This window comes from Nocardia sp. JMUB6875 (genome assembly GCF_041154655.1).
In the GTDB taxonomy this organism is placed as follows: domain Bacteria; phylum Actinomycetota; class Actinomycetes; order Mycobacteriales; family Mycobacteriaceae; genus Nocardia.
In genome coordinates, this window is sequence record NZ_BAAFGR010000042.1 from 1 (window position 1) to 24,730 (window position 24,730).

At 67.7% G+C, this 24,730-nt stretch carries 25 protein-coding genes and 1 pseudogene; 18 read left to right on the plus strand and 8 right to left on the minus strand.

Features of this window, described 5'->3' with window-relative positions:
* Positions 1–211 (plus strand): annotated as a pseudogene (locus ACAM49_RS13225) (TetR/AcrR family transcriptional regulator); the annotation flags it as partial.
* On the opposite strand, the gene ACAM49_RS13230 reads toward ACAM49_RS13225, so the two are convergent.
* Positions 201–905, minus strand: coding sequence for a TetR/AcrR family transcriptional regulator (locus ACAM49_RS13230; protein ID WP_369635768.1), 705 nt, complete (start codon positions 903–905; stop codon positions 201–203). The pseudogene ACAM49_RS13225 and the gene ACAM49_RS13230 sit on opposite strands and share 11 nt — an antisense overlap.
* Before the next feature lie 125 nt (positions 906–1,030).
* On the opposite strand from ACAM49_RS13230, the gene ACAM49_RS13235 reads away from it, so the two are divergent.
* Genes ACAM49_RS13235 through ACAM49_RS13260 form a run of 6 tightly spaced genes read left to right on the plus strand, consistent with a single transcriptional unit; the run spans position 1,031 to position 6,820 of the window.
* A complete protein-coding gene (locus ACAM49_RS13235) occupies positions 1,031–1,891 on the plus strand; it encodes a metal-dependent hydrolase (protein ID WP_369635769.1) in 861 nt (286 codons plus the stop codon).
* A gap of 31 nt (positions 1,892–1,922) precedes the next feature.
* Positions 1,923–2,804: a metal-dependent hydrolase gene (locus tag ACAM49_RS13240; protein WP_369635770.1), complete on the plus strand. Its 882-nt coding sequence runs from the start codon at positions 1,923–1,925 to the stop codon at positions 2,802–2,804.
* Positions 2,805–2,823: 19 nt separating this feature from the next.
* On the plus strand, positions 2,824–4,392 hold the full coding sequence (locus tag ACAM49_RS13245; RefSeq protein ID WP_369635771.1) for a flavin-containing monooxygenase: 1,569 nt from the start codon (positions 2,824–2,826) through the stop codon (positions 4,390–4,392).
* Positions 4,389–5,285 carry an SDR family NAD(P)-dependent oxidoreductase gene (locus ACAM49_RS13250; protein ID WP_369635772.1) on the plus strand — a complete coding sequence of 299 codons (897 nt, stop codon included), beginning with the start codon at positions 4,389–4,391 and terminating at the stop codon, positions 5,283–5,285. Before ACAM49_RS13245 ends, ACAM49_RS13250 begins: the two co-directional genes overlap by 4 nt.
* Positions 5,282–6,319 carry a 2Fe-2S iron-sulfur cluster-binding protein gene (locus ACAM49_RS13255; protein WP_369635773.1) on the plus strand — a complete coding sequence of 346 codons (1,038 nt, stop codon included), beginning with the start codon at positions 5,282–5,284 and terminating at the stop codon, positions 6,317–6,319. Before ACAM49_RS13250 ends, ACAM49_RS13255 begins: the two co-directional genes overlap by 4 nt.
* Before the next feature lie 36 nt (positions 6,320–6,355).
* Complete coding sequence (locus ACAM49_RS13260) at positions 6,356–6,820, plus strand: cupin domain-containing protein (protein ID WP_369635774.1); 465 nt, start codon at positions 6,356–6,358, stop codon at positions 6,818–6,820.
* 46 nt (positions 6,821–6,866) lie between these two features.
* Here ACAM49_RS13260 and ACAM49_RS13265 read toward each other — a convergent pair whose 3' ends face one another.
* Positions 6,867–7,790 (minus strand): PHB depolymerase family esterase, encoded by a 924-nt coding sequence (locus tag ACAM49_RS13265; RefSeq protein WP_369635775.1) that lies wholly within the window; start codon positions 7,788–7,790, stop codon positions 6,867–6,869.
* A gap of 321 nt (positions 7,791–8,111) precedes the next feature.
* Between ACAM49_RS13265 and ACAM49_RS13270 the strand changes: the two genes are divergently transcribed.
* Together ACAM49_RS13270 and ACAM49_RS13275 are read left to right on the plus strand one after the other, a co-directional pair.
* Positions 8,112–9,293, plus strand: coding sequence for an alanine--tRNA ligase-related protein (locus tag ACAM49_RS13270; RefSeq protein WP_369635776.1), 1,182 nt, complete (start codon positions 8,112–8,114; stop codon positions 9,291–9,293).
* Between the two features lies 1 nt (position 9,294).
* Positions 9,295–10,197 (plus strand): EamA family transporter, encoded by a 903-nt coding sequence (locus ACAM49_RS13275; RefSeq protein ID WP_369635777.1) that lies wholly within the window; start codon positions 9,295–9,297, stop codon positions 10,195–10,197.
* Here ACAM49_RS13275 and ACAM49_RS13280 read toward each other — a convergent pair.
* Genes ACAM49_RS13280 through ACAM49_RS13290 form a run of 3 tightly spaced genes read right to left on the minus strand, consistent with a single transcriptional unit; the run spans position 10,194 to position 13,446 of the window.
* The gene (locus ACAM49_RS13280; RefSeq protein WP_369635778.1) at positions 10,194–10,973 is read right to left on the minus strand and encodes a class I SAM-dependent methyltransferase; all 780 of its coding nucleotides are present in this window, start codon (positions 10,971–10,973) and stop codon (positions 10,194–10,196) included. The genes ACAM49_RS13275 and ACAM49_RS13280 overlap by 4 nt on opposite strands.
* A complete protein-coding gene (locus ACAM49_RS13285; protein WP_369635779.1) occupies positions 10,970–12,211 on the minus strand; it encodes an amidohydrolase in 1,242 nt (413 codons plus the stop codon). The genes ACAM49_RS13280 and ACAM49_RS13285 overlap by 4 nt, the downstream gene beginning before the upstream one ends.
* A complete protein-coding gene (locus ACAM49_RS13290; protein WP_369635780.1) occupies positions 12,208–13,446 on the minus strand; it encodes an MFS transporter in 1,239 nt (412 codons plus the stop codon). Before ACAM49_RS13290 ends, ACAM49_RS13285 begins: the two co-directional genes overlap by 4 nt.
* Before the next feature lie 50 nt (positions 13,447–13,496).
* Here ACAM49_RS13290 and ACAM49_RS13295 point away from each other — a divergent pair, with 50 nt between their 5' ends.
* The 8 genes from ACAM49_RS13295 to ACAM49_RS13330 all read left to right on the plus strand — a co-directional run bounded on the left by ACAM49_RS13295 (position 13,497) and on the right by ACAM49_RS13330 (position 20,815).
* Positions 13,497–14,579: an Lrp/AsnC family transcriptional regulator gene (locus tag ACAM49_RS13295; protein WP_369635781.1), complete on the plus strand. Its 1,083-nt coding sequence runs from the start codon at positions 13,497–13,499 to the stop codon at positions 14,577–14,579.
* Between the two features lie 11 nt (positions 14,580–14,590).
* Positions 14,591–15,925 (plus strand): serine hydrolase domain-containing protein, encoded by a 1,335-nt coding sequence (locus ACAM49_RS13300; protein WP_369635782.1) that lies wholly within the window; start codon positions 14,591–14,593, stop codon positions 15,923–15,925.
* An 86-nt stretch (positions 15,926–16,011) separates the two neighbouring features.
* Complete coding sequence (locus tag ACAM49_RS13305) at positions 16,012–17,232, plus strand: thiamine pyrophosphate-binding protein (protein ID WP_369635783.1); 1,221 nt, start codon at positions 16,012–16,014, stop codon at positions 17,230–17,232.
* Positions 17,229–17,588: a thiamine pyrophosphate-dependent enzyme gene (locus tag ACAM49_RS13310; protein WP_369635784.1), complete on the plus strand. Its 360-nt coding sequence runs from the start codon at positions 17,229–17,231 to the stop codon at positions 17,586–17,588. Before ACAM49_RS13305 ends, ACAM49_RS13310 begins: the two co-directional genes overlap by 4 nt.
* Entirely contained in the window at positions 17,585–18,247 is a 663-nt protein-coding gene (locus ACAM49_RS13315) for an SRPBCC family protein (RefSeq protein WP_369635785.1), read from the plus strand. Before ACAM49_RS13310 ends, ACAM49_RS13315 begins: the two co-directional genes overlap by 4 nt.
* A gap of 2 nt (positions 18,248–18,249) precedes the next feature.
* Complete coding sequence (locus tag ACAM49_RS13320; RefSeq protein ID WP_369635786.1) at positions 18,250–19,260, plus strand: 3-oxoacyl-ACP synthase III family protein; 1,011 nt, start codon at positions 18,250–18,252, stop codon at positions 19,258–19,260.
* 14 nt (positions 19,261–19,274) lie between these two features.
* Entirely contained in the window at positions 19,275–20,303 is a 1,029-nt protein-coding gene (locus ACAM49_RS13325; protein ID WP_369635787.1) for a histidinol-phosphate transaminase, read from the plus strand.
* Positions 20,303–20,815 carry a MarR family winged helix-turn-helix transcriptional regulator gene (locus tag ACAM49_RS13330; RefSeq protein ID WP_369635788.1) on the plus strand — a complete coding sequence of 171 codons (513 nt, stop codon included), beginning with the start codon at positions 20,303–20,305 and terminating at the stop codon, positions 20,813–20,815. The genes ACAM49_RS13325 and ACAM49_RS13330 overlap by 1 nt, the downstream gene beginning before the upstream one ends.
* Here the strand turns inward: ACAM49_RS13330 and ACAM49_RS13335 are convergent, their stop codons facing one another.
* From ACAM49_RS13335 to ACAM49_RS13345, 3 genes are all read right to left on the minus strand, one after another.
* Positions 20,816–22,180 (minus strand): serine hydrolase domain-containing protein, encoded by a 1,365-nt coding sequence (locus tag ACAM49_RS13335; RefSeq protein WP_369635789.1) that lies wholly within the window; start codon positions 22,178–22,180, stop codon positions 20,816–20,818.
* Positions 22,181–22,190: 10 nt separating this feature from the next.
* Entirely contained in the window at positions 22,191–23,234 is a 1,044-nt protein-coding gene (locus ACAM49_RS13340; protein ID WP_369635790.1) for a hypothetical protein, read from the minus strand.
* Between the two features lie 101 nt (positions 23,235–23,335).
* Positions 23,336–24,046 (minus strand): Mut7-C RNAse domain-containing protein, encoded by a 711-nt coding sequence (locus ACAM49_RS13345; protein ID WP_369635791.1) that lies wholly within the window; start codon positions 24,044–24,046, stop codon positions 23,336–23,338.
* A gap of 358 nt (positions 24,047–24,404) precedes the next feature.
* Here ACAM49_RS13345 and ACAM49_RS13350 point away from each other — a divergent pair, with 358 nt between their 5' ends.
* Complete coding sequence (locus tag ACAM49_RS13350; RefSeq protein ID WP_369635792.1) at positions 24,405–24,671, plus strand: hypothetical protein; 267 nt, start codon at positions 24,405–24,407, stop codon at positions 24,669–24,671.
* Positions 24,672–24,730 lie beyond the last annotated feature (59 nt).

Below are 24,730 nucleotides of genomic sequence, written 5' to 3' on the forward strand. Positions count from 1 at the left end.
GGCCAAGGGGTTCGCGGGGACGCGGGCGGGCGGGAGCGATGTGGCGTTCGCGAGTTCGCCGGAGCTGGGGCGGATCGCGACGCTGATCACCGGGATCGCGCCGGATGACGAAGCGGCGCAATGGATCGTGCGCATGGTGTTGTCGCTGCTGACCTGGCCGCTGGGCGATGCCGCGAGTGAGCGGCGGATGGTGGAGCGGTTCATTCGCTGAGTTCGTGGACGGGCATCAGGGGCGCCGCGGGATCGAGGGTGAGGCCGCGGGATTCGGCGGTCGCGGAGAGCGCGCCCCAGGCGAAGGCGGTCAGCTCCTCGGTGAGTTCCTTGGCGGTGATGACCGGTTCGTTGAGCCAGCGCAGCACGCCCAGCCCGATCGCGCCGAGCATGGCGTCGACCGCGAACTGGGTGTGGTCGCCGTTCGCGCCGCGCAGGCGCAGCACCCCGGAGAAGAAGTCGGCGACTGTATCGGACAGTGGACGGCCATCGTCGATCAGGCGGGCCGCACCGAAGGCCGCGACCACATGTGAGCTGACGATGAAGCGAAACAGGTTGGGGCGCTCGGCCACCAGATCGATATAGGCCGACAGGGCGGTGCGGATGCCGTCGCGCACCGGTCCGGTGGGGTCCAGGTGCGGGGTCACGCGTTCGACGATGAGCTCCTGCACGCGCCCGCTCACCGCGGCCAGCAGTTCCACCTTGTCGCCGAAGAAGCGATACAGCTTGGGGCGCGGTATACCAGCGGTTTTCACCACATCGTCGATGGACAGATCGGGCCCGTGGGCGTCGATGGCGCGAATGGTGGCCTCGATGAGCTCGGCCCGCACCGAGGTGCGGTGCGTATGCCAGCGGTCGTAGCGGGCATCACCCTTCCGCTCGCCCGGGCGGTCGCGATTCGGGTGGGAGGCCATGGGGCAGATTGTAATTCGATTCGTTAGGGCGCACCCCCTTGTGTGGTGTCTGGGACAATCCTACACTGGGCATCACATCGAACACGTAGTACTAGGTACTTTGTGTTGCACCAAGGATGGTCCAGATGGCGAATACCCTTCCGGCGCAGGCCTATCCCAAGGCCCGCCGCATCAAGTTCCGATTCGATCAGCGCCCTTCGAACGACAAGTACTTCGTCGAAAACGACATGGTCTACGGCCATTTCGTGGCCGGCATGTCCGGCGGCTTCCCGGCCGGCGAGGAATCCTTCATCCGCTCGGTCCGGCGCGTGGCCGACCGGGTCACCGATCCGGTGCTCAAGAAGCGGGTGACCGGCTTCGTCGGGCAGGAGGCCATGCACGGCCACGAGCACCGCAGACTCAATGAAAAGCTGGTGGAACTCGGCTATCCCATTCAATGGCTGGACTCGGAGAAGGCCAAGGAGCGGGCGCTGTGGCTCGAACAGCGGCTCTCACCCGAGGTGCATCTGGCCATGACAGCGGCGGCCGAGCACTACACCGCGGTGCTGGCGCAGCGGGTGCTGTCCAGCGACGAGATCCAGAACATTCCGGGCGATCCCGAGGTGTGGAATCTGCTGAATTGGCATGCGCTGGAAGAACTCGAGCACAAATCGGTGGCCTTCGACGTCTTCCGCGCGGTCGGCGGCAGCGAGCGCACCCGCATCGGGGTCATGCTCGCCATGTACTCGCTCACCCTGCCGCTCACCTATCTGAGCCTGGCGCTGGCCGTCGGGCGGGACGAGAACGCACGCCGCCAGCCGGTGCGGGTGGCGCGCGAGGCGTACCGGCTGTTCACCGGGCCGGTTTTCCGCGGGCTCATGCCGGAGCTGGGCAAGTATCTGCGCCCCGGCTTCCATCCCGACGATATCGACACCTCGGCGCTGCTGTCCCGTTGGCAGCAGGAGCTTTTCGGGAAAGACGGCCAGCTCGTCGACCACTTGAAGTAATCACGATTCCATCGCTAGAAAGGACCGACCAATGGCGATCGGTCGGCAGGAAACCAAGTCCCCCATGCCCTATCCGAAGGTGCGGCGCATGCGATTCCGGTTCGGCGAGCCCGAGCCGATGGCGCACCACTTCGTGCAGGGCGATATCCCCCTCACCCATCTGATCGCGGTGCTCTCCGCGGCCTTCCCGCCGGGCGAGGAATCCTTCATTCGCTCGGTGCGCAAATTCTCCGGGGAGATCACCGATCCCGTGCTCAAGAAGCGGGTGGCCGGGTTCATCGGCCAGGAGGCGGTGCACGGGCAGCAGCATCGGCGGCTGAACGAGCAGCTCATCGAGAACGGCTTCCCGATCGTGCGCGTCTTCACCTTCGGTCCGGGCGCGCTGCGGGAGAAGGGCGTGATCGCGGTCGAGAACGCGGTGCCGCGGCAGGTGCACCTGGCGGTGACCGCGGCGGCCGAGCACTACACGGCCACGCTCGCCAAGCGGGTGCTGGGTACGGAGGAGATCCAGGACATTCCGGGTGACGCCGAGGTGTGGAACCTGTTGAACTGGCACGCTTTCGAAGAACTCGAGCACAAGTCCGTGGCCTTCGACGTCTTCCGCAATGCGGGCGGGGCCGAGGTGGTGCGCATCGGCGTGATGGCGGGGATGTACGTCTTCACCATTCCGGTGGTCTCGCTCGGCGTGCTGGCCTCCATCCTGAGCGATCCGCGCAGCTGGCGGCCGTTGAAGGTGGTGCGGCAGTCGATCCGGCTGTATCGCGGCCCGATCGTGAAGGGGCTGCTCAAGGAGATGCGGCCGTACATGCGGCCCGGCTTCCACCCCGACGATATCGACACCAGCGCGCTGCTCGAGCAGTGGCGGCGGGAGCTGTTCGGGGCGGACGGCGAACTGCTGGATCGCATCGGCTGAGCCGGAAGGACTTTCAGCAATGGGAAGAGATGGTGGCAGTGGTGTGCCCACCGATGCCCGCCCCGACCACGAGGTCATCGTGGTCGGGGCCGGGTTCGGAGGAATCGGCACCGGTATCGCACTGCAGCGCAAGGGCATTCACGACTTCGTGATCGTGGACAAGTGGGATCGGGTGGGTGGCACCTGGCATGCCAACACCTATCCCGGTGTGGCGGTGGACATTCCGTCGTTCATCTACAGCTTCTCCTATGAGCAGCGCGGCGACTGGTCGCGGGTCTTCGCCCCCGGCACCGAACTGCGCGACTATGCCGAGAGCATGGTCGACAAGTACGGGCTGCGAGACCGGCTGCGGCTGAACACCACCATCGTGGCGGCCGAGTTCGACGATCGGAACAGCCTGTGGCGCTTGACCACCGACGGTGGGCAGTGCCTCACGGCGCGGTACGTGGTGCTGGCCGTCGGCGGGCTGGAGCGGCCCAAGATGCCGGATATCGAGGGGCTCGACGATTTCGGCGGGACCCTGATGCATACGGCGCTGTGGGATCACGATGTATCGCTGGCCGGTAAAAGGGTGGCGGTCATCGGGACGGGAGCCACCGCGCTGCAGCTGATTCCGGCCATTGTGGACGAGACCGAGCATCTGACGGTGTTCCAGCGGACGCCGATCTGGGTGTTTCCCAAGAACGACGCCGAGGTCGGCTGGCTCGGGCGGCAAGTGCTGGGGAACAAGCGGATTCGGTCCGTGCTGCGGCTGGTCGGCAATGCCGGGACCGAGCTCGCCATGAGCGGGATGGTGGTCGGGCCGACGTGGGTCACCGACACCGGGCGGCGGCTCGCCGAGGTGCCGATCCGGCGGTGGATGCGCTCGCAGGTCAGTGATCCTGAACTGCGGGAAAAGCTCACGCCCCGTTATGGATTGGGCTGCAAGCGGCCTTCCATGTCGAACGATTACCTGAAGACGTTCAACCGCTCCGACGTCAGCCTGGTCACCGACTCCATCGAGCGGATCACCGAACGCGGCGTGGTCACCGTGGACGGAACCGAACACGAGATCGACGTGCTCATCTGCGCGACCGGATTCAAGCTCTGGGACAAGGGCTCGGTGCCGCCGTTCCCGGTGTACGGGCGCGGCGGCAAGGATCTCGAGAAGTTCTGGGACGAGCAGCGCTACCAGTCCTACCAGGGCGTTTCGGTGCCCGGATTCCCCAATGCCTTCACCATCACCGGGCCCTACGGGTTCGTGCTGGGCTCCTATATCTGGATGATCGAGGCCACCTCGGCGCATCTGGCGCGGGTCATCGCGGAAGCGAAGGCGCGCGGCACCACCGAGGTCGAGATCCGGCAGGAGGTGCACGACGAGTACTTCCGGCGCTGCCTGCGGCGGCAGGAGAAGAACTTCCTGTTCACCCCGGTCTGCGAGGGCTCCAACACCTATTACATCGACAATCACGGCGATTCGCCGTTCCGGCCGTCCACACACGGCGAGATGTATTGGCAGAACCGCCATTTCGATCTCGACGTCTACCGCTACACCGTCGGCGCTCCGACGGCGTCGCGGCCGGTCGCGCTCTCCGAGGAGGCCTCGTGAAAATCAACGGTATCGATCCGCGGCTGGTCGTGGTCACCGGTGCGGGCAGCGGCATCGGGCGGGCGACGGCACTTCGGTTCGCGCGCATGGGCTCTGAGGTCATCGTTTCCGATATCGACAAGGACGCGGCGCTGTCCACGGTGGCCATCATCCAGTCGAAGGGGCAACAGGCGGTCGCCATGCAGCTCGACGTCACCGATCCGCATGCCTGGGCGGCATTCGCCCGTGACGTGCACGCCGATCACGGGGTGCCGGATGTGCTGGTCAACAATGCCGGAATTCTGGTCAGCGGTGCGTTTCTGGATCTCGAGCCCGAGGACTGGGAGCGGCAGCTGGGCGTGAACCTGCTCGGCGTCGTGTACGGGTGCCGGGCGTTCGGGCGGCTCATGATCGACGAGGGCAAGCGCGGGCACATCGTGAACATCGCGTCCGCGGCGGCATTCACGCCGACGCCGGTCATGTCGGCGTACTCGGTGTCCAAGGCGGGGGTGAAGATGCTCACCGAATGCCTGCGGCTGGAGCTGGCCCCCAAAGGTGTCGGTGTGAGCGCGATCTGCCCTGGCGTGATCAACACCAATATCGCTCAGCACGCCATCGCGGTCGGCGTCGATCCGGCCTTGCTCGCCCGCGGGCAGCAGATCACCACCCAGCTCCAGGAGCTGGCCGAGCGGCTGCCGTTCTCGCCGTTGAGTCCGGATCTGGTGGCGCGCGCGGTGGTTCGCTCCATCCGCTACGACCTGGCCGTCGTGCCGGTTCGGGCGGAGGCCTGGCTCGGCTACTTCATGCTGCGGATCGCGCCCGGCGTGAATCGCCGGATCACCCAACCGCTTTCGATGGAGCGGATCCAGTCCCTCGGTGAGCTCGTCATGGGCAGGGGAGGGGGCACCCGGTGAATGCTCGCGCCCATGAGCTCAAGGTGCGCGAAGTAGTCAGCGAGACCGCCGACGCGGTCTCGCTGATCTTCGATATCCCCACCGATCTGACCGGCCGCTTCGGCTACTCGCCGGGGCAGTACCTGACCCTGCGCGTGCCCAGCGATCGGACCGGTTCCGTGGCCCGCTGCTATTCGCTATCGTCCAGCCCGCACTGCGACGAGCGGCCCACCATCACCGTCAAGCGGACGCCCGGCGGCTACGGCTCGAACTGGTTGTGCGACAACGTCTCCGCGGGCGACATCCTCACCGTCCTGGAACCCGCCGGAAACTTCACCCCGCGCAGCTGGAACAACGACCTCCTGCTCTGCGCGGCCGGGAGCGGTATCACCCCGATCATGTCGATCCTCAAATCGGCGCTGGCTCTGGGGCGCGGCACTATCGCGCTGTTCTATGCCAATCGCGATCGTCCGTCCATCATCTTCGACGCCGAGCTCGAACACCTGCTGCGTCGTCATCCGCGCCGCCTGACCGTGACGCACTGGCTGGAATCCGAGCGCGGCCTGCCGACGCCGCGGTCCGTCTCGAGCTGGGCTCGGCCGTACCGGCGTCACGACGTATATCTCTGTGGCCCGGCCGGATTCGCCTCGACGGTCAAGCAGGGCCTGAATCAGCTCCGCATCTCCGACCGGTCCATCCATCAGGAGCAATACCGCTCGCTGACCGACAATCCCTTCGAATACCACGCCCCGACCGCGGTCACCACACCTGCCGCCGACACCGCGACCGTCCGAGTCGATATCGACGGTGAAACCCACACTCTCCCTTGGCCCAGATCCAAGAAGCTCCTAGATGTCCTCCTCGACCACGGCATCGATGCCCCCTACGTCTGCCGCGAATCCGCCTGCGCCACCTGCGTTTGCACCGTCAAACGTGGCCGCACCCGCATGCTGCAGAACGAATCCTTGATCGAAGAGGAACTCGCGCAGGGCTTGACCCTCGCCTGCCAGACCCTCCCCGAATCCGACGACCTCCACATCGCCTTCGACCAATAGGCGAATAAAACGGGCCGTGGTCCGGTTGTGCTGGCTATGGCAAAGCCTTTCATCATCAACGAACGCGATGTCGAAGCGGTCCGGCTCCCCGGTGACGGCGCCTTCTGGCTGCTCGAGGACAGCCAGAACTCCGACGGCCTCTTCGGCGCGAACCGCCTGCTGCTCCCCGCGGGCGCGGACGGCACCCGCCCCCACCACCACACCAGATCGACCGAGATCTTCTACATCCTCGACGGCACAATGGAATTCCTCGTCGACGGCGAACTCCACCACGTCGACAAGGGCGGCCTGGTAGTCATCCCGCCCGGCACCGTCCACGCCTTCGGCGCATCCGCCGAGGGCCGCGCCGAATTCTTCGCCGTCCTCACCCCCGGCCTCGCGCGCTTCGACTACTTCCGCCAACTCGGCCGAATAGCCCGCGGCGAAGCGGACTGGGACAGCATGGACAACCTCCACGACCAGTTCGACGTCCACTTCGACGGCGATCCCACCTGGCGCTGACCTACCCATACCCCAGGGCGCAGGATGGAGGTGGCCGGCCGACTGATCAGAGTTGGTTGTCCACGAACAACTTCCACATGCGGTTGAAGATGTCGGCATTCCAGCTCGGATCTCCGCTCGGCGTCGGCCAATTGTGCGCCTTGTCCGGTGTCGGCTGATCCTGGTAGAGACGGTAGACGACCTCGGAACCGTTTGCGCAAGCGGAGCTTTCGCCATTCTTCACCTGATAGCCGGTTTCGGTGGTCTTGGCGCCACAGCCATCGTGCATCCGCCACATATCGCGATTGGATTCGGCGCCGGCCTGCCAGGTCAGTGCGTCATTGGCGGTGAGCATCACGCCGAAGGAGATGTCGCGGGTGGGGGCGCAGTCGTATCCGCCGGGGAAATAGGAGGAGAAGGTCGCCGCCGAGGCGATCGTGCCCGCGGAGTCGCACGCCATGCGCGAGGTCATCTGGCCCCCATTGGAGTGTCCCACCATGTGTACGCGATGCGGGTTCACACAGTACTTGCCCGACACACCGCTCATCACCGCGCGCAGGAAGGTCACATCGGCCGAACCCTTGTTCCAGTCCCAGCCGCCGTAGCCGCCGGTCTCCGCCTTGGGGCCACGCGGATAGGCGACGATGAACTTCTTACTCTCGGCGTACCCGTCGAATCCGGTCTCACCGGCGAACTTGTCCGGCGAGCTCATCCCGCCGTGCACGGCCACGATCAGCGGTGCGGCACCGGTCAATCCCTTGGGTACATACACCAGATATGGCCGACCGTCGGCGGTCGTCATCGTGATGCGCTTGCCCGCGGTATCGGTGGTCGAGCAGGCCGCCGCCGGTTCCGGCAGTTGCCCATCCTGGATCTCCGCGCCAGGGCCGCCGTCGGGCTCGGCGGTGGCGAAAGATCCGGTCCCGGCCAGCGTGAACGCCGCGACCGTGGCGAACAGTACTGCGGCGAGGCGTCGTATACGCAGTGACAAACTGAATCACCTGTCCCTCAATTGCTCTCGTGCGCAACGTAACAGGGCGATCAACCGTCTGTGACAGTTTTGAACCGATAGCTCAGCAGCACAGGCCCGCGAATATTCGCTCGTGCTCGCTTCGGACTCGTTGCTACCGTGAGGCGCATGGAGGTCTGTCCACCCACCGCAGCCGCGAACCCGCGAGCTCACAGCTCGTCGGTCGCGGCCGTCTGACCTCTATTCCCCAGCCGGCGACCGGAAGCGGTCCGCCGGTGTGTGTCGGTTTCCATTGCCACTCGTGGTCGCTTCCAGTCGATCTCACTCGATGGAGCAATCACCATGTTCACCACCGACCGCATCGTCCAGATCTTTCTCGAGTTCTTCCGCGAGCGCGGACACGAACTCATACCGGGCGAATCGCTCGTCCCGCCACCGGGCGATCCGGTGCTGTTCACCACCTCCGGCATGCACCCGCTGACCCCGTACCTGATGGGCCGCCCGCACCCGAGCGGTCGCCGCCTGGTCGGTCTCCAACGCTGTTTGCGCACCACCGATCTCGACGAGGTCGGCGATGACACCCATTTGACGGTGTTCGAGATGCTCGGCTCCTGGTCGCTGGGCGACTACCGGGGCCCGCAGAGCCTGCGCTGGGGCTACGAACTGCTTCGTGACGGCTTCGGCCTCGATCCCTCGCGAATGCACGTCACCGTTTTCGGTGGCGACGAGCAGGTCGGCCCCGACCACGACTCCTGGCAGACCTGGACCGATCTCGGCGTCCCGATCGAGCCCACCACCGACGACAACTGGTGGTCCAACGGGCCCACCGGCCTGTGCGGCCCCGACTCGGAGATCTTCGTCTGGAGCGGTCCCGAAACCCCGCGGGGCACACCGACAACCGATGATCGGTGGGTCGAGGTCTGGAACCACGTCATGATGCGCTACCACCGTCACCCCGACGGCACCCTCGAACCATTACCCCAACCCAATATCGACACCGGTATGGGGCTGGAACGCCTGGTGAGCATTCTTCAGGGTGTCGAATCGATCTATGAGACAGATCTTTTCGAGCCTTGGCGTTCGACGCTGCCCCGCTTGTGGCCCGGGCTGGACGACTCCTCCCGCAATCTGGTCATCGACCACCTCCGTTCCGTCGTGGTACTCCTCGGCGATCGAATCACCCCGTCCCCCAACGGCCGTGGCTATGTTCTTCGCCGACTGATCCGCCGGGTGCTGACCACGCTGTGGCGCAACGATCCCACCGGCACCCTTTCGGATCTGCCGACGGACCTCATCGAGCACACCCTCGACCATTTCGGGCAGCTCGGATCGCCAGACGAAATACGCACCGCCCTGCGCGACGAGGAGCGCAGGTTCGGTCAGCTGCTCGAACGCGGCCGACAATTGTTGTCCCGCAGCCGTTTCAGTGGCACCTTGACCGACGACGACTACCACTACCTCCACGACACCCATGGACTCCCACGTGATCTCATCCATTACCTCACCACCGAAACCCAGCACTGAGATGGGGTTGGGGCTGGGCTACGCGGTCGTGTCGACGGCGTCGTTCTCCCTGTCGGGCCCGTTGGCGCACGGGTTGATGGCGGCCGGGTGGAGTTCGGCGGCGGCGACCGTGGTGCGGGTGCTGACGGCCGGGCTGGTGCTGCTGCCGATCGCGCTGGTGCAACTGCGCGGCCGGTGGAATCTCCTGCGCCGCAACGCACGTCTGCTCGCCTACTACGGCTTGTTCGCGGTCGCCGGAGTTCAGCTGACCTACTTCAACGCCGTATCCCATCTGGAAGTCGCGGTGGCGCTGCTCATTCAGAACACCGCGCCGATCGCCGTGACCGGCTGGCTGTGGTCGCGGCATCGGCAACGGCCGCCCGGGATGACGCTCGTGGGCGCCGCTCTCGGCCTGGCGGGGCTGCCGCTCGTGGTCGGCCTGCATTCCGGGGCGGCCGTCGGCTGGGTCGGCATCGGGTGGGCGCTCGCCTCGATGCTCGGCGGAGTCGCGTTCATCCTGCTGTCCTCCCGCACCGATACCGCGCTGCCGGGCACCGTGCTCGCCACCTCGGGCCTCCTCATCGGCGGCCTGACCCTGCTGGCGGCGGGGATCGTGGGCATCGTCCCACTGCGCGCCACCGCGAACACCATTGCCTTCCAAGACTTCACCGTGCCCTGGTGGCCACCCGCGCTGGTGCTGGGCACCGTGACCGCCGCCCTCGCCTATGTCTCCGGCATCGCCGCCACCCGCCTACTCGGTCCTCGCCTGGCCGCGTTCGCCGCGCTCCTGGAAGTCCTGACGGGCCTGGTGTTCGCGTGGTACCTGCTCGGCGAAACTCCGCGCCCCATCCAGCTGCTCGGCGGTCTGCTCATCCTGCTCGGCGTCGTGATCGTCAGGAGGGGCGAGACCCTCCGTGCGGTCTAGATCGCGGTCGCGCGGATGACCGTCGTGCGGAGCGGCATTTCGAATGTGCCGCTGGAGGTTTCGGGCCGGGAACGGAGGAAGTCCGTGAGCCGACCCAGGATCGCCTCGCGTTCGGATTCCGGGATCACCAGGGCGTGGGAGTGGGTGGCGATCGTGGCCGTGAGGGATTCGGCCGTGCGGGACTGAGAATGGGCGAATACGGATTTGGTGAAGGAGGTGAAGAGGGGATGGGTGGGTAGGTCGGGTTCCGGGTTCGCGGGCGGGAAGGAGGCCGAGGACTGCCGTAGGCGGTCGAAGGCGGCTACCCATTCGACTGAATCGTCGTGGTCGTTCCAAAAGGCGGCGAGGACGCCGCCGGGGCGGAGGACCCGGGCGAATTCGGGGAAGGAGCGGGGGAGGTCGAACCAGTGGAAGGCCTGGCCCGCGACGATCGCGTCCATCGAATTGTCCGGGAGCGGAATGGATTCGGCGGTCCCGGTCAATGCGGGCACCCGAGGGTGGCGCTCGCGCAGGACCGCGCGCATGCCTTCGTCGGGTTCGACGGCGGTGACCCGCGCGCCCGCCGCCACCGCTACCCCGGTGAGTTTGCCGGTGCCCGCGCCGAGGTCGAGTACGCGGACATCGGTGGAGCCCAGCGGTTCCAGTGCCCAGCGCAGCCCGGCCAGGGGGTAGTCCGGACGGTGGGCATCGTAGGCGGCGGCCGCCGCCCCGAAGGATCTCGCCCGGCGGTCTCGGAGGGCGAGATCCTCGACTTCCCACCTGCCGGATCCGCTCATTCAGCCATGGTAGGCCGTTCGAGTTCGGCGCGGGCCGCGGTGACCATGGTGGTGATGGCGGCGGGCAGTGCCAGGGCGGGGTCGGGGGCGAAGTGAGGGGAGTGGTTGGAGGGGAAGCGTTCGGGCAGTGCGCCTTCGGTGAGCATGTGGATCTGGTCTTCCTCGGTGAACCGCGCGGGGTCGATGCCGCCGATGTGCCAGAACACCGAGGGAACCTTCGCGGCGGTGCCGAAAGCGCCGAAATCCTCACTGCCGGTAATGGGGTGGTTCATGGGCATGACCGGAAGGTTCGCCGCGCTGAGCGAGGCGAGGACGCGTTCGGTGTCGCCGGGGGTGTTCTCGGTGACCGGGAAGTGGTCGTAGAACTCGACTTTCGGCTCCTGCGGCGCACCGGCGGCGGCCGCCTCGGCCTCGGCCAGGCGCTGGATGCCCTCCACCATGCGGTTGCGTGAGCCGTCGGTGAAGGTGCGCAGGCTGAGCAGCACCTCGGAGGTATCGGCGATGATGTTCGGCCGCGTGCCCGCGTGCAGCGCACCGGCGGTGAGCACCGGGCTGAGGGCGGTCGCGGTCTGGCGCGCGGCCAGCGACTGCAGGCGCAGCACCAGCGAGGCCGCCATGAGCAGCGGATCGATGGCGGTGTGCGGCTGGGAGGCGTGCCCGCCCTTGCCGAGGAAGGTGACGCGCACCGAATCCGAGGCGGCCATCAGGGTGCCGGGCTTGCTCAGCACGAGTCCGGCGGGCAGCGGGCCCACATGCTGGCCCAGAACGATGCGCGGATGCGGAAAGCGTTCCAGCAGGCCGTCATTGAGCATCCCCTGCGCACCCGAGCCGGTCTCCTCGGCGGGCTGGAACAGCGCGACCACGGTGCCGGGCAATGGATTCGCCGCCAGTTCCGCACAGGTGCCGAGCAATGCCGTGACATGCACATCGTGGCCGCAGGCGTGCATGACGCCGGGCACGGTGGAGGCGTAGTCGAGTCCCGTCTCCTCCTGCACCGGCAGCCCGTCCATATCCGCGCGCAGCCAGATCACCGGCCCGGGACCGCTGTGCAGCACGCCGACAACGCCGGTGCCGCCGACATTCTCGGTCACCTCCCAGCCCGGCAGCGCCCGCAGCTCTTCGGCCACCAGGGCCGCGGTGGCGTGCTCCTCACCCGACAGCTCCGGGTGCGCGTGCAACCGGCGGTAGACCTGCTGCCAGTGCTCGGAAAGCGTTGCGGCGGTGGACTGCTCGGTCATGTGAGACTCTCCTTCGACGGGACGGTCGCCGAGCCGCGGCGGGACAGCAGCGCCCGGAACGCCTCGGCGGTTTGGGGTACCACGGCCGCCGCCACCAGGGCCAGCAGCGGACCGGCGGCCATCGTTTCGAAAGCCGTTGTGTACGAGAGATGGTCGGTGACCACGCCGAAGGCCAGCGGGCTCAGCACACCGGCCAGCTGCCCGCCGAAGATGATCACCCCGGTGGCCGCGCCGATGTACGCGCTGGGCAGCGAGCGCAGCGGCACCGCGAACGCCGGCATGTACGCCATCCCGGCGACCAGGCTCATCACCGTGCCCACCAGCACGAACAGCCCGAACGGTTCCGCGCGCGGCAGCACGAAGAGCATGACGGCGGTGAACGCCATGGCCGGCACCACGATCACCCGCGGCCGCCCGCCGATCCGATCCGACAGCCGCGCCCCGAGCACCACCCCGACCGCCGCGGCCAGCGTGGTCGGCACCGCGGCGAAGGCGATACCGGCCTGCGAGATTCCGTGCTGCTCTTTCAGGAAGGTCGGCGTCCACGCGGTGACGCCCCACACCAGCACGTCGTAGCCGAAGAAGATGACGGCGAACCCCAGCAGCGCGGGCGAGAACAGCACCGCGCGCCGCTCGGCCCTGGTCCCGACATTCGCGATCGGAATCTCGTCCTGCACCAGCGGTTCCGGCATCCACCGCCGCCAGGCCAGAATGACCGCCACCCCGAGCACCGAGATCACCGCGAACATCACCCGCCAGCCGACCGTGGGCAGCAAGACCCCCGCGATCACCGCGGCCAGCAGCAGGCCCGCCGCATTGGAGGAGTTCGTCCACCCCGCGGCGGTCGTACGCTCCTCGGGCCGACTGCGTTCGGCGAGCGCCTTGATGGCGGCGGCCGGAAACACGCCCTGCACCAATCCGAACAGGAACCGGATGGCCAGCAGCACCGCGAAAGACCAAGCGACGGCGGTCAATCCGGTGAACACCGACCACGCTGTCAACCCCGCGATACCGACCTTCAACGCCCCGTAGCGGTCCGCCAGCAAACCGGCGGGAATCTGGATCAGCGCGTAGGAGATGAAGAACATCGACACCAGCAGACCCTGTTGCGTGTGATCGAGCCCGAGGTCGTCACCGATCGCCGGCAGCGCGAAATTGATCACGGTCCGATCGATGTAGTCGACAACCCAGGCCGCGAACAGCAGCACGATGGTTATCCGGGTGGTGCGTGGCATCCAAGCCCCTTCGCGGCGGGAGGAGTGGCTGAACTGCCACACTGGGCCCCATGTCCGAGGATACGGCCGAATCGCCGGATACCGCCATCGCGGCGAGCAGTGCGCCGGAATCCGCCGCGCTGGCCGCCTTCGATGAGCGCGACCTGGATCTGGTGAACGCTCTGCAAATCAATCCGCGCGCCTCCTGGACGCGCATCGGGGCCTCGCTCGGCATGGACGCCACCACCGCCGCCCGGCGCTGGCAGCAGCTCACCGCCGCCGGGCTGGCCTGGATCACCGCCTACCCTCCCGGCTTCGCCACCGTCGCCTATCTGCGACTGCGCTGCCGCGCCGACAAACTCACCGCACTCGCCGACCGCGTCGCCGCCATGCCGTGCGTCTTCAGCGTCGAACGCCTCACCGGCGGCTATCCGATGCAGCTCTCGGTGGCCGTCGAAAACCTCGCCGCCCTGGACGATCTCACCGCGCGCGAGCTGGCCGCCCTGCCCGGCGTCGAGGAGATCCGCACCGCGGTCAGTCAGCACGTCTATGTCGAGGGCAGCCATTGGCGACCCCAGGCCCTCGACCCGAGCCAGCGCACGCTGCTGACCGACCCGCGCGCACCCGCGCCCGCCCACTCCCGCATCCGGCCCGGCGACCCGGCCCTGGTCCTGGCCCTGGCCGCCGACGGCCGCCGCAGCATCGCGGACCTGGCCCGCGACACCGGCCTCACCGAAACCACCGTGCGCCGCCGCATCACCGAGATGACCCGCTCGGGCCGATTGGTGTTCCGCTGCGACTTCGCCGAACAGGCCGCGGGCTGGACCGTCACCGCCAACTACTGGGCGCAACTTCCCGCGCCCGACCTCGACCGGCTCGGCAAGGCCCTGGCGTCCTGGCCGGAGATCCGGCTCTGCGTCGCCACCGCCGATGACGCCAATGTCATGCTCATCGCCTGGTTGCGCAGCCCGCGCGAGGGCGTCCTGCTGGAAACCCGCCTGCAGCGCGAGTTTCCGGAGCTGCGCATCACCGAGCGCCAGCTCACCTTGCGGACGCTCAAGCGCATGGGCCGGACCCTCGGCCCGCGCGGCCGCGCGGTGGGGCATATCCCATTCGACGTCTGGGGCCGGGACCCGCGCACCGCGCTTCGTTAGGCTCGCCAGCTGTGACCGATACGAAGACGCACGGGTATGTCGCCGAGGGATACGGCCGGGTCGCCGACGCCTTCCGGCGGAACTTCGCACACCACGGCGAGATCGGCGCGGCGGTCGCGGTCTTCGACGGGGACACGCCCGTGGTCGATCTCTGGGGCGGCCTGCGCGATCGGGAGCGGCGGCTGCCGTGGGAGCGTGACACCATCGTGCCGGTCTTCTCGTCCACCAAAGGCGTTGCGGCACTGATCCTCGCGATGCTGGTGACCCGCGGACAGCTCGACTACGACGAGCCGGTGGCGCGCTACTGGCCGGAGTTCGCGGCGCGCGGCAAGGGCGAGGTGACCGTCCGCCAGCTCATCGACCATCAAGTGGGCTTGCACATTCTGCGCGGCACCCGGATGACGCTGGCCGATCTGCACGATCTGGATCGGGTCGCCGGAGTGCTCGCGGCGCAGCGGCCCGCGTGGACGCCGGGCACCCGGCAGGGCTACCACCCCGTCAGCATCGGGCTGTTCATCAATGAGCTGGTGCGCCGCGCCGACCCGGCCGGGCGCAGCATCCGGCGCTTCCTCGCCGAGGAGATCGCCGGACCGCTCGCCGTCGACTTCACCCTCGGACTGGACGCGGACCTGGGCGGCGACCGCATCGCGCGGCTGATCCGCACCAATGGCCTCGAGCTGCGGTACGAGCGGAATCTGCCCTGGAATCAAGCGATTCCGGCGTTGCTGCGCCGCGGCCAGCTCTTCCGCGCGCTGGCGGTGCCGGACCTGGGCATGCCGGAGGACTTCGTGCGGCCGGAGATCATGTCGGTGGAACTGCCCGGCAGCAATGGCGTCGGCTCGGCGCGCGGGCTGGCGCGCATCTACGCGGCGGGTCTCACCGGGGAGCTGCCGATCTCCGGCGCGGTCCGCGCCCGGTTGGCCGACGCCGGTCCGGTGCCCGCCCCCGATGCCGTCGTGAAGACCATCACGCGATTCCATCTCGGATTCCGAAAGTCCTGTCCCACTTTCCCGTTCGGCTCACCCGACCACCGCGCTTACGGCACCCCGGGCATGGGCGGCTCGCTCGGATTCGCCGATCCCCACACCGGCCTGTCCTTCGCCTACGTCCCCAACCGCCTGGCCTCACCCTCAATGGCGACAACCGCTGCCTGCGCCTGTCCCGCGCGGTCTTCGGACATTCGACACGCCGATCGAGCACGAGCGGTGAACCGCGCCCGGCCGCCACTCGTTGATTCCTGTGTACCGGCTCTGAGCCGGTTGCGGTTCACCCCGCGGTCCGGTTCCCCTGCAGCCGGACCGGGACCCCGCCGGGGCCGTCCCCCGGCGGGGTCTTCGCTTGGCTAATTGCCCTGGCTAACAGCGCATTTCGGTCTGGATTGTGACCTGCGACACGTTGATCGAACTCACTCTCCATGGATACCTTGTGTGCGATGTATCGCGGACAAGGCAGTATCGAATCTGAAGCGCATACGGTGGCCGACCTCATCGTCGACCGCATCGCGGCCCACACCGGCCATGTCTTCGGTGTCGGCGGCGCCAATATCGAGGACCTCTACGACGCCCTCCACCGCCACCCGGCCGTCACCGGCATTCTCGCCAAACACGAATTCGGCGCCGCCACCATGGCCGACGGCTACTCCCGCGCCACCCACCGCCTCGGCGTAGTGGCCGCCACCTCCGGCGGCGGAGCCATGAATCTCCTTGCCGCCCTGCCCGAATCCTTCGACTCCCGCGTCCCGGTCCTGGCCCTCGTCGGCCAGCCGCCGACCAACCTCGAGGGCCGTGGCGCCTTCCAGGACAGCAGCGGCCTCCCCGGGCGACTAGATGCCGAGAAGATCTTCGGTGCGGTCTCCCGCTACTGCGTGAAAGTCACCAGCCCGCAGGATATTTCCGCCGCACTGGATCGGGCCATAGCGGCGGCGCTCGAAGGTGGTCCCTCAGTCCTACTGCTGCCCAAGAACATTCAAGCCGCACCTTCCTCGCCGACATCCGTCGCTGCCCCGTCCAGTGACACACCAGTGACTGAACTTTCCCCAATTTCCCTGGCCGATGTACCACTCGACGGATCTCGGGCGGTTGTGATCGCCGGGCCCGAGGTCGGGCTCGCGGATGCGCGGGACGAACTGGCGGCGTTGGTGCGCGCACTGGGTGCGACTGTCCTGGTCACGCCGGATGCCAAGGACGCCTTCCCGAATCGGGATCCGTTGTTCGCCGGTGTCACCGGAGTGATGGGACATCCACGGGCACCGGAACTCGTCGCCGAAGCGGACCTGTGCCTGCTGGTGGGAGCGCCCCTCCCGGTGACCTCGCGAGCGGGATTGGATGCGGCCCTGGAGGCCTGCCCGCAGGTGGTCTACCTGGGTGCGGAGGAGCCTTTCGTCCCGGTGCACACCGTCGTGCGAGGGCCATTGGCCGCCAACCTGAATGAACTTGCCGGGCACGCGGGCGCGAAACCGGCGCACCCCGAGGCGAGTCGGCGTTTGCCGGAACTCGTTGTGCCGGAGGCCTCCGGGCCCGGCGTCCGATATCGGGCAGCGGTGGCCGCGCTCGAGAACGCATTGGAACCGGGCACCGATGTCGTCGTCGATGCCGGGAATACCGGGGCGGCCGTGGTGCATCATCTGCGGGTTCCCGCGGGCGGGCGGTGGTGATCGCCGGGGACGGTGCGTATTTCATGCATGGCCACGAGGTGCATACGGCGGTCGAGTATCAGGCGCCGGTCACGTTCGTGGTGTTCAACAACAACGCGCACGGCATGTGCGTGACGCGGGAGCAGGTCTACTACTCCGGCGAGTACAGCTTCAACCGGTTCCGGGCGGCGGAGATCGGGGCCGGGGTGGCCGCGATGTTCCCGGATCTGCCCGCGTGGACCGCGCGCACCCTGACCGAATTCGAGAACGCCTTGGAGAAGACGCGGGCAATACCGGGGCCCGCGTTCATCGAACTGCAGTGTGACCCGGACGAGATCCCACCGTTCGCACCGTTTCTGAAGGAGCCCCTCGCATGACCGAGACCGTCAACGCCGAGCCGATCGAAGTACCCGATGTGAATGTGCCCGGGGTGTACCGCATCGAGTCCATGCCCCTCAAGGAGGGCATGCCGCTGGTGCTGGACATGACCCGATCCGTCTACCCGCACGACGAGATCTACGGCCAGTACTGCACCGTCACCGAATTCATCGACGCCCCGCCGGACGAGGTGTTCGACTACCTCGCCGACACCCGCAGCCTGTGCGAATGGACCTACAGCATGCGGGGTTTCGAGCGCACCGAGGCCGATCCCGAGGTCTGGGTGTCGGATGACCGGATCGGCTCGCACACCCGCATCTACACCCGCACGGTGTCCAATGCCGAGGCCCGCACCGTGGACTATCACTGCGCCTGGGACCAGGCCGACCACCTGTGGATGATCTACCTGATGCGGGTCGTCGACGCGCAACTGGTGCTGAACAAGCCGGGTTGCGTTGTCACCTGGACCAATTGCCACCACCCGTTCTACGAGAACAACGGCTACCCGGAGACCGAGCCCGAGGGCCGCCCGGTCTGGGTCGGCGACTTCTGGCATCTCTTCGCCGCCGGGCACCTGCTGGAACTGCGCAATCTCAAGGCCATCTGCGAACACCGCCACGCCAATGGACAGCCGATCAAGCCGGAATGGATGAACTGAGCATGAGCACCGTCAGCCTGATCGACGTCGCCGGGTATCTGCCCGAGAACATCGTCCCCGCAGACTATTTCGCGCAGTACGCGGATCCCGACGAGGTCACCTCGAACATCATGTTCAAGTCGCCCAAGTTCCGCCGCCACATCGCACCGGGTGAGACGCCCGCCGATATGGCCGAGCGCGCCGTCGCCCCGATCCTGGAACGCCAGGGCCGGGATGTGTTGCGCACCATCGACATTCTCATCGTCCACACCCAGTTACCCGAGGTCGCCATTGTCGGCAATGGCGGCGAAGTCGCTGCCCGCCTGGGCATCTCGCCGGAATGGCTGATCGACCTGCACAATGGCGGCTGCGCGTCGTTCGTGCACGGCATGAAACTGGCCCGCCAGATCCTGCTCTCCTCCGAGGCGCGGTCCGCGCTGGTGGTCACCGTGCAGAACGCGGCGGGCCAGATCTTCACCCAGGAGCAGGTGCGCGGCAAGGCGCAGGCCGCCATCCCGGGCGACGGCGCGGGCGCGGGACTGCTGGTGAAATCCGGTGATTCGCCGATCCTCGACATCGAGACCCGGCATCTGCCGGAGTTCGCCGGGCAGATGACCGCCATCGCCGAGCCGCCGCGCCGCTACTGGGAGGCCGGGAGCGGCCAGATGCATGTCGGCTTCACCGAATCCAAGATCGCCAAGGTGCTGCAGCGCGGCAACCGGCTGGTGCCGGAGGTCGCCGACGCGGTGTGCCGGCGCATCGGGGTGCAGTCGCGGGAACTGGATCTGCTGGTCACCAATCAGCCCAACCGCGCCTTCCTGCGCAACTGGCGCGATGCGCTGCAACTGCCGCAGGACAAGCATCCCGACACCTTCGACGACTGCGGAAACCTGTTCGGTGCGGGCATTCCCGTCACCTTCGACCGCGCGGTCGACGAGGGCCGGGTACCGGCGGGCTCGCTGGTGATGTTCGCGGGCTTCGCGCACGCGGGCGATTTCGCCGCGGCCGCCGCGGTCCGGTGGGGCGGACGCTGAAGGGGGTGAGCGCCATGACCCCGCTGATATCGGCCGGACATCGGCTGCAGCTCAACGAGATTCCCTACGGCCCGCCCGCCTCGGTGCGGGCGGCGCTGAGCCGCGCGCTCGCCTCGGCCAATCGGTACCCCGAATTCCTGCCCCAGCGACTGCCGCGCCTGATCGCCGAACGGCTCGGCTGCGCGCCCGACGCCATCGCGGTGGGCGCGGGCGCGACCGGGGTGATCATGCACATCGTCCAGGAATTCGGTTCCGGCGGAGCGGAAGTCGTGATGGCCACGCCCACCTTCGACGGTTTCCCGATCCTCACCACCATGGCGGGCGGGCGGCCGATCGCGGTGCCGCTCACCGGCTCCGGATGCCAGGATCTGGCGGCGCTGGCCGCCGCGGTGACCGAGCGGACCCGGCTGGTGGTGGTGTGCAGTCCGCACAATCCCACCGGAACCCTGGTGCCACCGGCGGAATTCGAGGCGTTCCTGCGGGAGATTCCGGCCGCGATCACCGTCGTCCTGGACGAGGCGTACGTGGATTTCGTCGCCGAATCCGAGCGGGCCGACGTCTTCGCGCTGCTGGACCGCCATCCGAATCTGCTCGTCCTGCGCACCTTTTCGAAGGCGTACGGCCTGGCGGCGCTGCGGGTCGGCTACGCCATCGGCGACCCGCGGCTGATCGAGCGAATCTCGCGCTGGCAGTTGCCTTTCGGCATGACCGCCCTCGCCGAGGTCGCGGTGCGCGCCTGCTACGAGGCGGAGGCCGAGATCGAGGCGCGCATCGCGGTGCTCGGCGAGCACCGCACCCGCCTCACGACCGGGCTGCGCGAGCTCGGCCTGTGTGTCCCCGACAGCTACGCCAACTTCTCCTATCTCACCCTGCCCGGCCCGGATGCCGATCGTGTGGCAACCGCGCTGGCGGGCGCGGACATCCACGTCAAGACCTATCCCACCGGTATTCGCATCACGGTCGGCGATCGCGCGGCCACCGATGCGGTGCTGGCCACTGTCCGTGACACAGTGCACGCCGGCGTCCGCAGTACAGTGCAGTAATGCACGAACATCCGCCTTCCGCACCCGACGGGCACCGGGCCGGAGCGGACGAGGAGATCGACTACGCGCTGCTCTCGCTCAATGCCCAGCTGTGCTTCGCGCTGTACTCCACGTCACGATCCATGACCGCTGCCTACCGGCCGTTCCTGGACGATATGAACCTCACCTACCCGCAGTACCTGGTGCTGCTGGCGCTGTGGGAACGCCCGGGCATCACCATGAAGGACCTGGGCGAACAGGTCCACCTCGACTACGGCACGCTCTCGCCCCTGGTCCAGCGGCTGCAGTCGCGCGGCCTGGTCGAGAGCGTCCGCAGCGCCACCGATGGGCGCGCGGTGGTGTTGCACGCCACCGAGTCCAGCCGTGCATTGCAGCACGGCGCACAGCAGATGATCCAGACCGTGCTGGACCTCGTCGGCGTTCCGGTCGAGGACATCGAGGTCCTCCGCGACCAGGTCAAGGCGTTGGGTGCGCGCCTCGACGCGGCAGCGGCCGCCGCCCGCGCCCGCTGATCACCGCTGGCCCTGGTTCAGGGCGAGCAGTGCGGCCGCGATCTGGCCGCCCGAATCCAGCATGGCGGCGAAGACGTCCTGCGGGACCAGTTTGCCGTTGCACCAGAGGATGTTGCAGTTGCCGGAGGCGTAGGGGCCGACGCCGAGCAGGATCTGGGCGACGGTGACCGGGTCGGTCCAGAAGGCGAGATCGTCGAGGCCGCCGATGATCGGGCCCAGGCCGTTGTCGTAGCGGTAGGGGTCGTCGTAGGGCTCGGCGGGGACATCGGTGACCGCGGCGGTGACCCGGCGCAGGAACTCCTTGTTGTCCGGATTGGTCTCGGCGGCCAGCGAAGTCTGGAGGTTGGCCGGGTCGATGCGGCCCGGGACGCCGAGGCGCACGATCACCATGTCGCGGCTGGGGATGATAGCGACGAACTGGCCGAGCGCGCCTACGAAGGAGTACAGGTCGCGGGGCGCGCCGGGGAACATCGGGTGGTCGAAGGTCTTGGCGACGGGCACGGTCGCCGACTTGTACGAGTCACCGGAGTTGAGCCAGAACATGAATCCGTAGCCGGGATTGCCCGGGGTGCCGCGCTGGGCCTCGCGGATGTAGCCGGGATCGATGAGTTGCCGCTCGCCCCAGCGGCCTTCGTTCAGCATCAGCTGACCGAGGCGCGCGACATCGTCCGCGCGCATGGCCAATCCGCCGTTGACCGCCGTGTTCCCGCTGCGATCGCGCAGCCACACCCAGTGGTCGCGGTTGATTCCCAACGGGGACATGACTTCTCGCTGCACGAACTCTTGGAAGTCCAGTCCGGTGGTGATTTCCACGATGCGCGGCAGCAGTACCAGCGCGGCCTGCGCGTACTGGAACGTCTTCCCCGGCTCGAAAGCGAAAGGGGTTTCCAGGGTTTGCAGCACCTCGTCGGTGGCGATGCCCGCCACGTCGGCCGCCCAGGTGAAGCGCAGACCCGTGGTCTGGGTGAGCACCTGCCGCACCGTGAGCGCGGCGTGCGCGGCATCGGCCTGGGGGAAGAACCTACCCAGCGGATCGTCGAGGCCGAAGTACCCCATGGTGATCGCGCGGCCGATCGCCACCGAGGCGACACCCTTGCTGGAGCTGGCCAGCGGGAAGGGCAGGTTCCCGGTACCGGTGCGATCCCCGATCAGGCAGCCGTGTCGATACACCTGGATGGCGAATCCGCCACCGCGCGTGCCGAAGTCGATGGCGTCGGCCAGCGCGGCGGGATCCACTCCGGCCGAGGCCGGATCGGCGCAGGCGCTCGCGACGGGATCCGCCACGGCGACGGGTGCGAGCAGCGACCCGGCGGTCAGCGCCGCGCCGACCAGCGCCGTACCGAACCAATGGCGATGCGATTTCATCGAAGCTCCCTCACCGCACCGCGTTGGCGAGCGCGTTGCGTTCCACACTGAAGTACGTCTTGTCATTGCGCAGCGCCCACTCCGGGCCGACGAAGAACCGCTTGGCGGTCTCGTCACCGAAGCCCAGATACCGCAGCCACGCCACCGCGGTCCCGGACGAGCGGTAGTCCTCGATGCCGTCGACCGGCGAGAAATGGCTCACCCCACGGGCATTGGCGATCCAGGCCGGGGCGTTCCAGGTCAGGTTGTACTGCCACCAGCGCACCCACGCGAAGTCGGGGACCACGAAGTCGTTCACACCGGTGAGATACAGCGTCGGCACCCCGAGCAGCGGGCCGAGCGCCAGCGGGCCGGGCTCGATCGCGAGCGCGCCCGCCACATGGAGATTCGGGTCGATGAGCCCGGCCACCCCCGGGAGCGCCGACACGATCTGCTGAGTGGACTGACCACCCGCCGAATGGCCCGCGAAGATCGTGCGCGACAGATCCACCTTGCCGAAGAGCGGTGAGCCCGCGTCCCGGTTCTGCCAGATCGCCAACGCCAGACCGGCCGCGGGCACATAGGCCAGCGAGTTGAACCAGTCGTAGGGGACGGTCACCACGAAGCCATTGCTCGCCCACTGCCGCGCGAGACGGTCGTACATACCGGGATTGGCGTCGATGCCGCCGGTCAGGACGATCAGCGGCGCTTCGGCCGGATCGGCGATGTCGGCGGGGAAATAGGTGTTCACGCCGATGGGGGAGTCCAAGCCGTTGGGGAAGGCCGCGGTGCAGGTCAGGTCCTCGGTATTGCCGAAGATGTGGACGGCCACGTTCTGGACGAACCCGACGATCGAGGCCTGGCACGGACCGACCTGGGCATTGGTGGCCACCGGATGTGAACCCATACCGCCGTACAGGGTCTGGGCGGTGACATCCGGTGCGCCCGAAGCGCCGGGCGGGGCGGTCGCCGTCTCGTCGGCGAACGCCGTTGGCGCCATCCATGATCCCCCGGCCATCATGGCCACCGTCAGCGCCGCCGTGAGCACGCGTCGGCCCGCCCGAACCCTCGCCATCGAGGTCCCTCCATTCCCAAGCCGCCCGGCCGGTTGTGAGACCGAGTGGTGTCACAGGAGCGTAGGGGAGAGTGGCGCGGCACACAATATGCACGCGTGAATCAGGCGAATTTGGCCAATGCCGCCGCCACGATGGCGTCCAGCCGCGCGTGGTGCGCGCCCTTCCAATAGGTCTGGCCGCAGTCGAGGCACTGGGCGAAGGAGTCGTAACTCTGGCCGGTGTTGTCGGGCAGCCGGTCGCGCACGGCCTCGCGCGCGGCGGCGCGCAGCTGTCCGTTGCAGGCGGTGCAGCGGGTCCACGGCGCGAGCCGAGGGGCGAAGCGGGACAGCACGTCGTCCAGCTGCTCGGCGGGCTGATGGCTGTAAACATAAGCGCCGGAATAGATCTCGCGGCGGCGCAGCAGGCCGCGATCGCGCGACAGCAGCACCCGGCGTTCGGCGGCCGACCGCGCGGCCAGTGCGGCGTCGCCGATATCCGGATTCTCGTATGCCGCATCGATTCCCAGCAGTCGCAGCCGCCGGGTGAGGGTGCCCAGGTGGATGTCGAGCAGGAAGCGCAACGGCTCCGGACTCGGCTGCGGACGGGCCACTGCCGATACGGTGACTTTGTCCCCGGCGGTCGGAATATAACCGGCCGCAACGGATTTCCCGTTCACGAGCAGCGTGCCCACCTCGGTGAGCGGCACGCCGAGCGACTCCACCACATGCCCCAGTGTCGAGGTGCCGTCGATGCGAACCGGTGTGCCGGCCCGCTGGCCGACGAACACGCGCAGCTCGGGCGCGAACTCGACGGCGATTTCCCCTGCGTTCACCAGCCCAGGATCCCAGATGCGGGGGACCGGCGAGCAACTCAATTTCGATCTTGGTTCTCCGGCGGTGCGGCGAAAAAGTGAAGTGGAGGCCAATTTCTCCTGTGCAGTGTCCTGAAGCACAGTCGAAGCGTTTGGGAACATTTCGTTAACCAATTGTTTGCGCATCTATGGGTTGCGCGGTTGGAATGTTGGTGTTTTTCTTGGTGCGCAGGTCGATTCAGACCCCACCGATGGACGAAGACGTAATTACCCATCGGGTGCCATTTTCTCGGCAGCGTCGCCGCCGCACATTCGATCTGCGACCACCAAGTCGCCGTTTCCGGCGCTTGTCCTGATGAAGGTGAAAGGAATACAGGCCATGAACGCACCCCGTGTGGCCCGTGCGGCCATCATTCTCGCGGGCCTCGCAGTGCCCCTTCTCGCGCCTGCCCTGGCTACCGCCGCACCGGCGGACGGCGATCCGTCCGCCGGTGCGCCCGCCCCGCCCGCTGCGCAGCCGTCGGTATTGCCGCAGCTGGGAACCGGTAGCGCGGCGGTCGGCACCGGCGGCTCCACCGCCGCCGGACTGGCCGGCGCGCTCGGCACCGGCAGCGCCGCCGCGGGCGCTGGATCCGCCGGTAAGTAGGGGCATTAGCTTTCCATTCGCCGGACGGCCCATAAACCGTTTTCTGAGCGAGGTTTTCG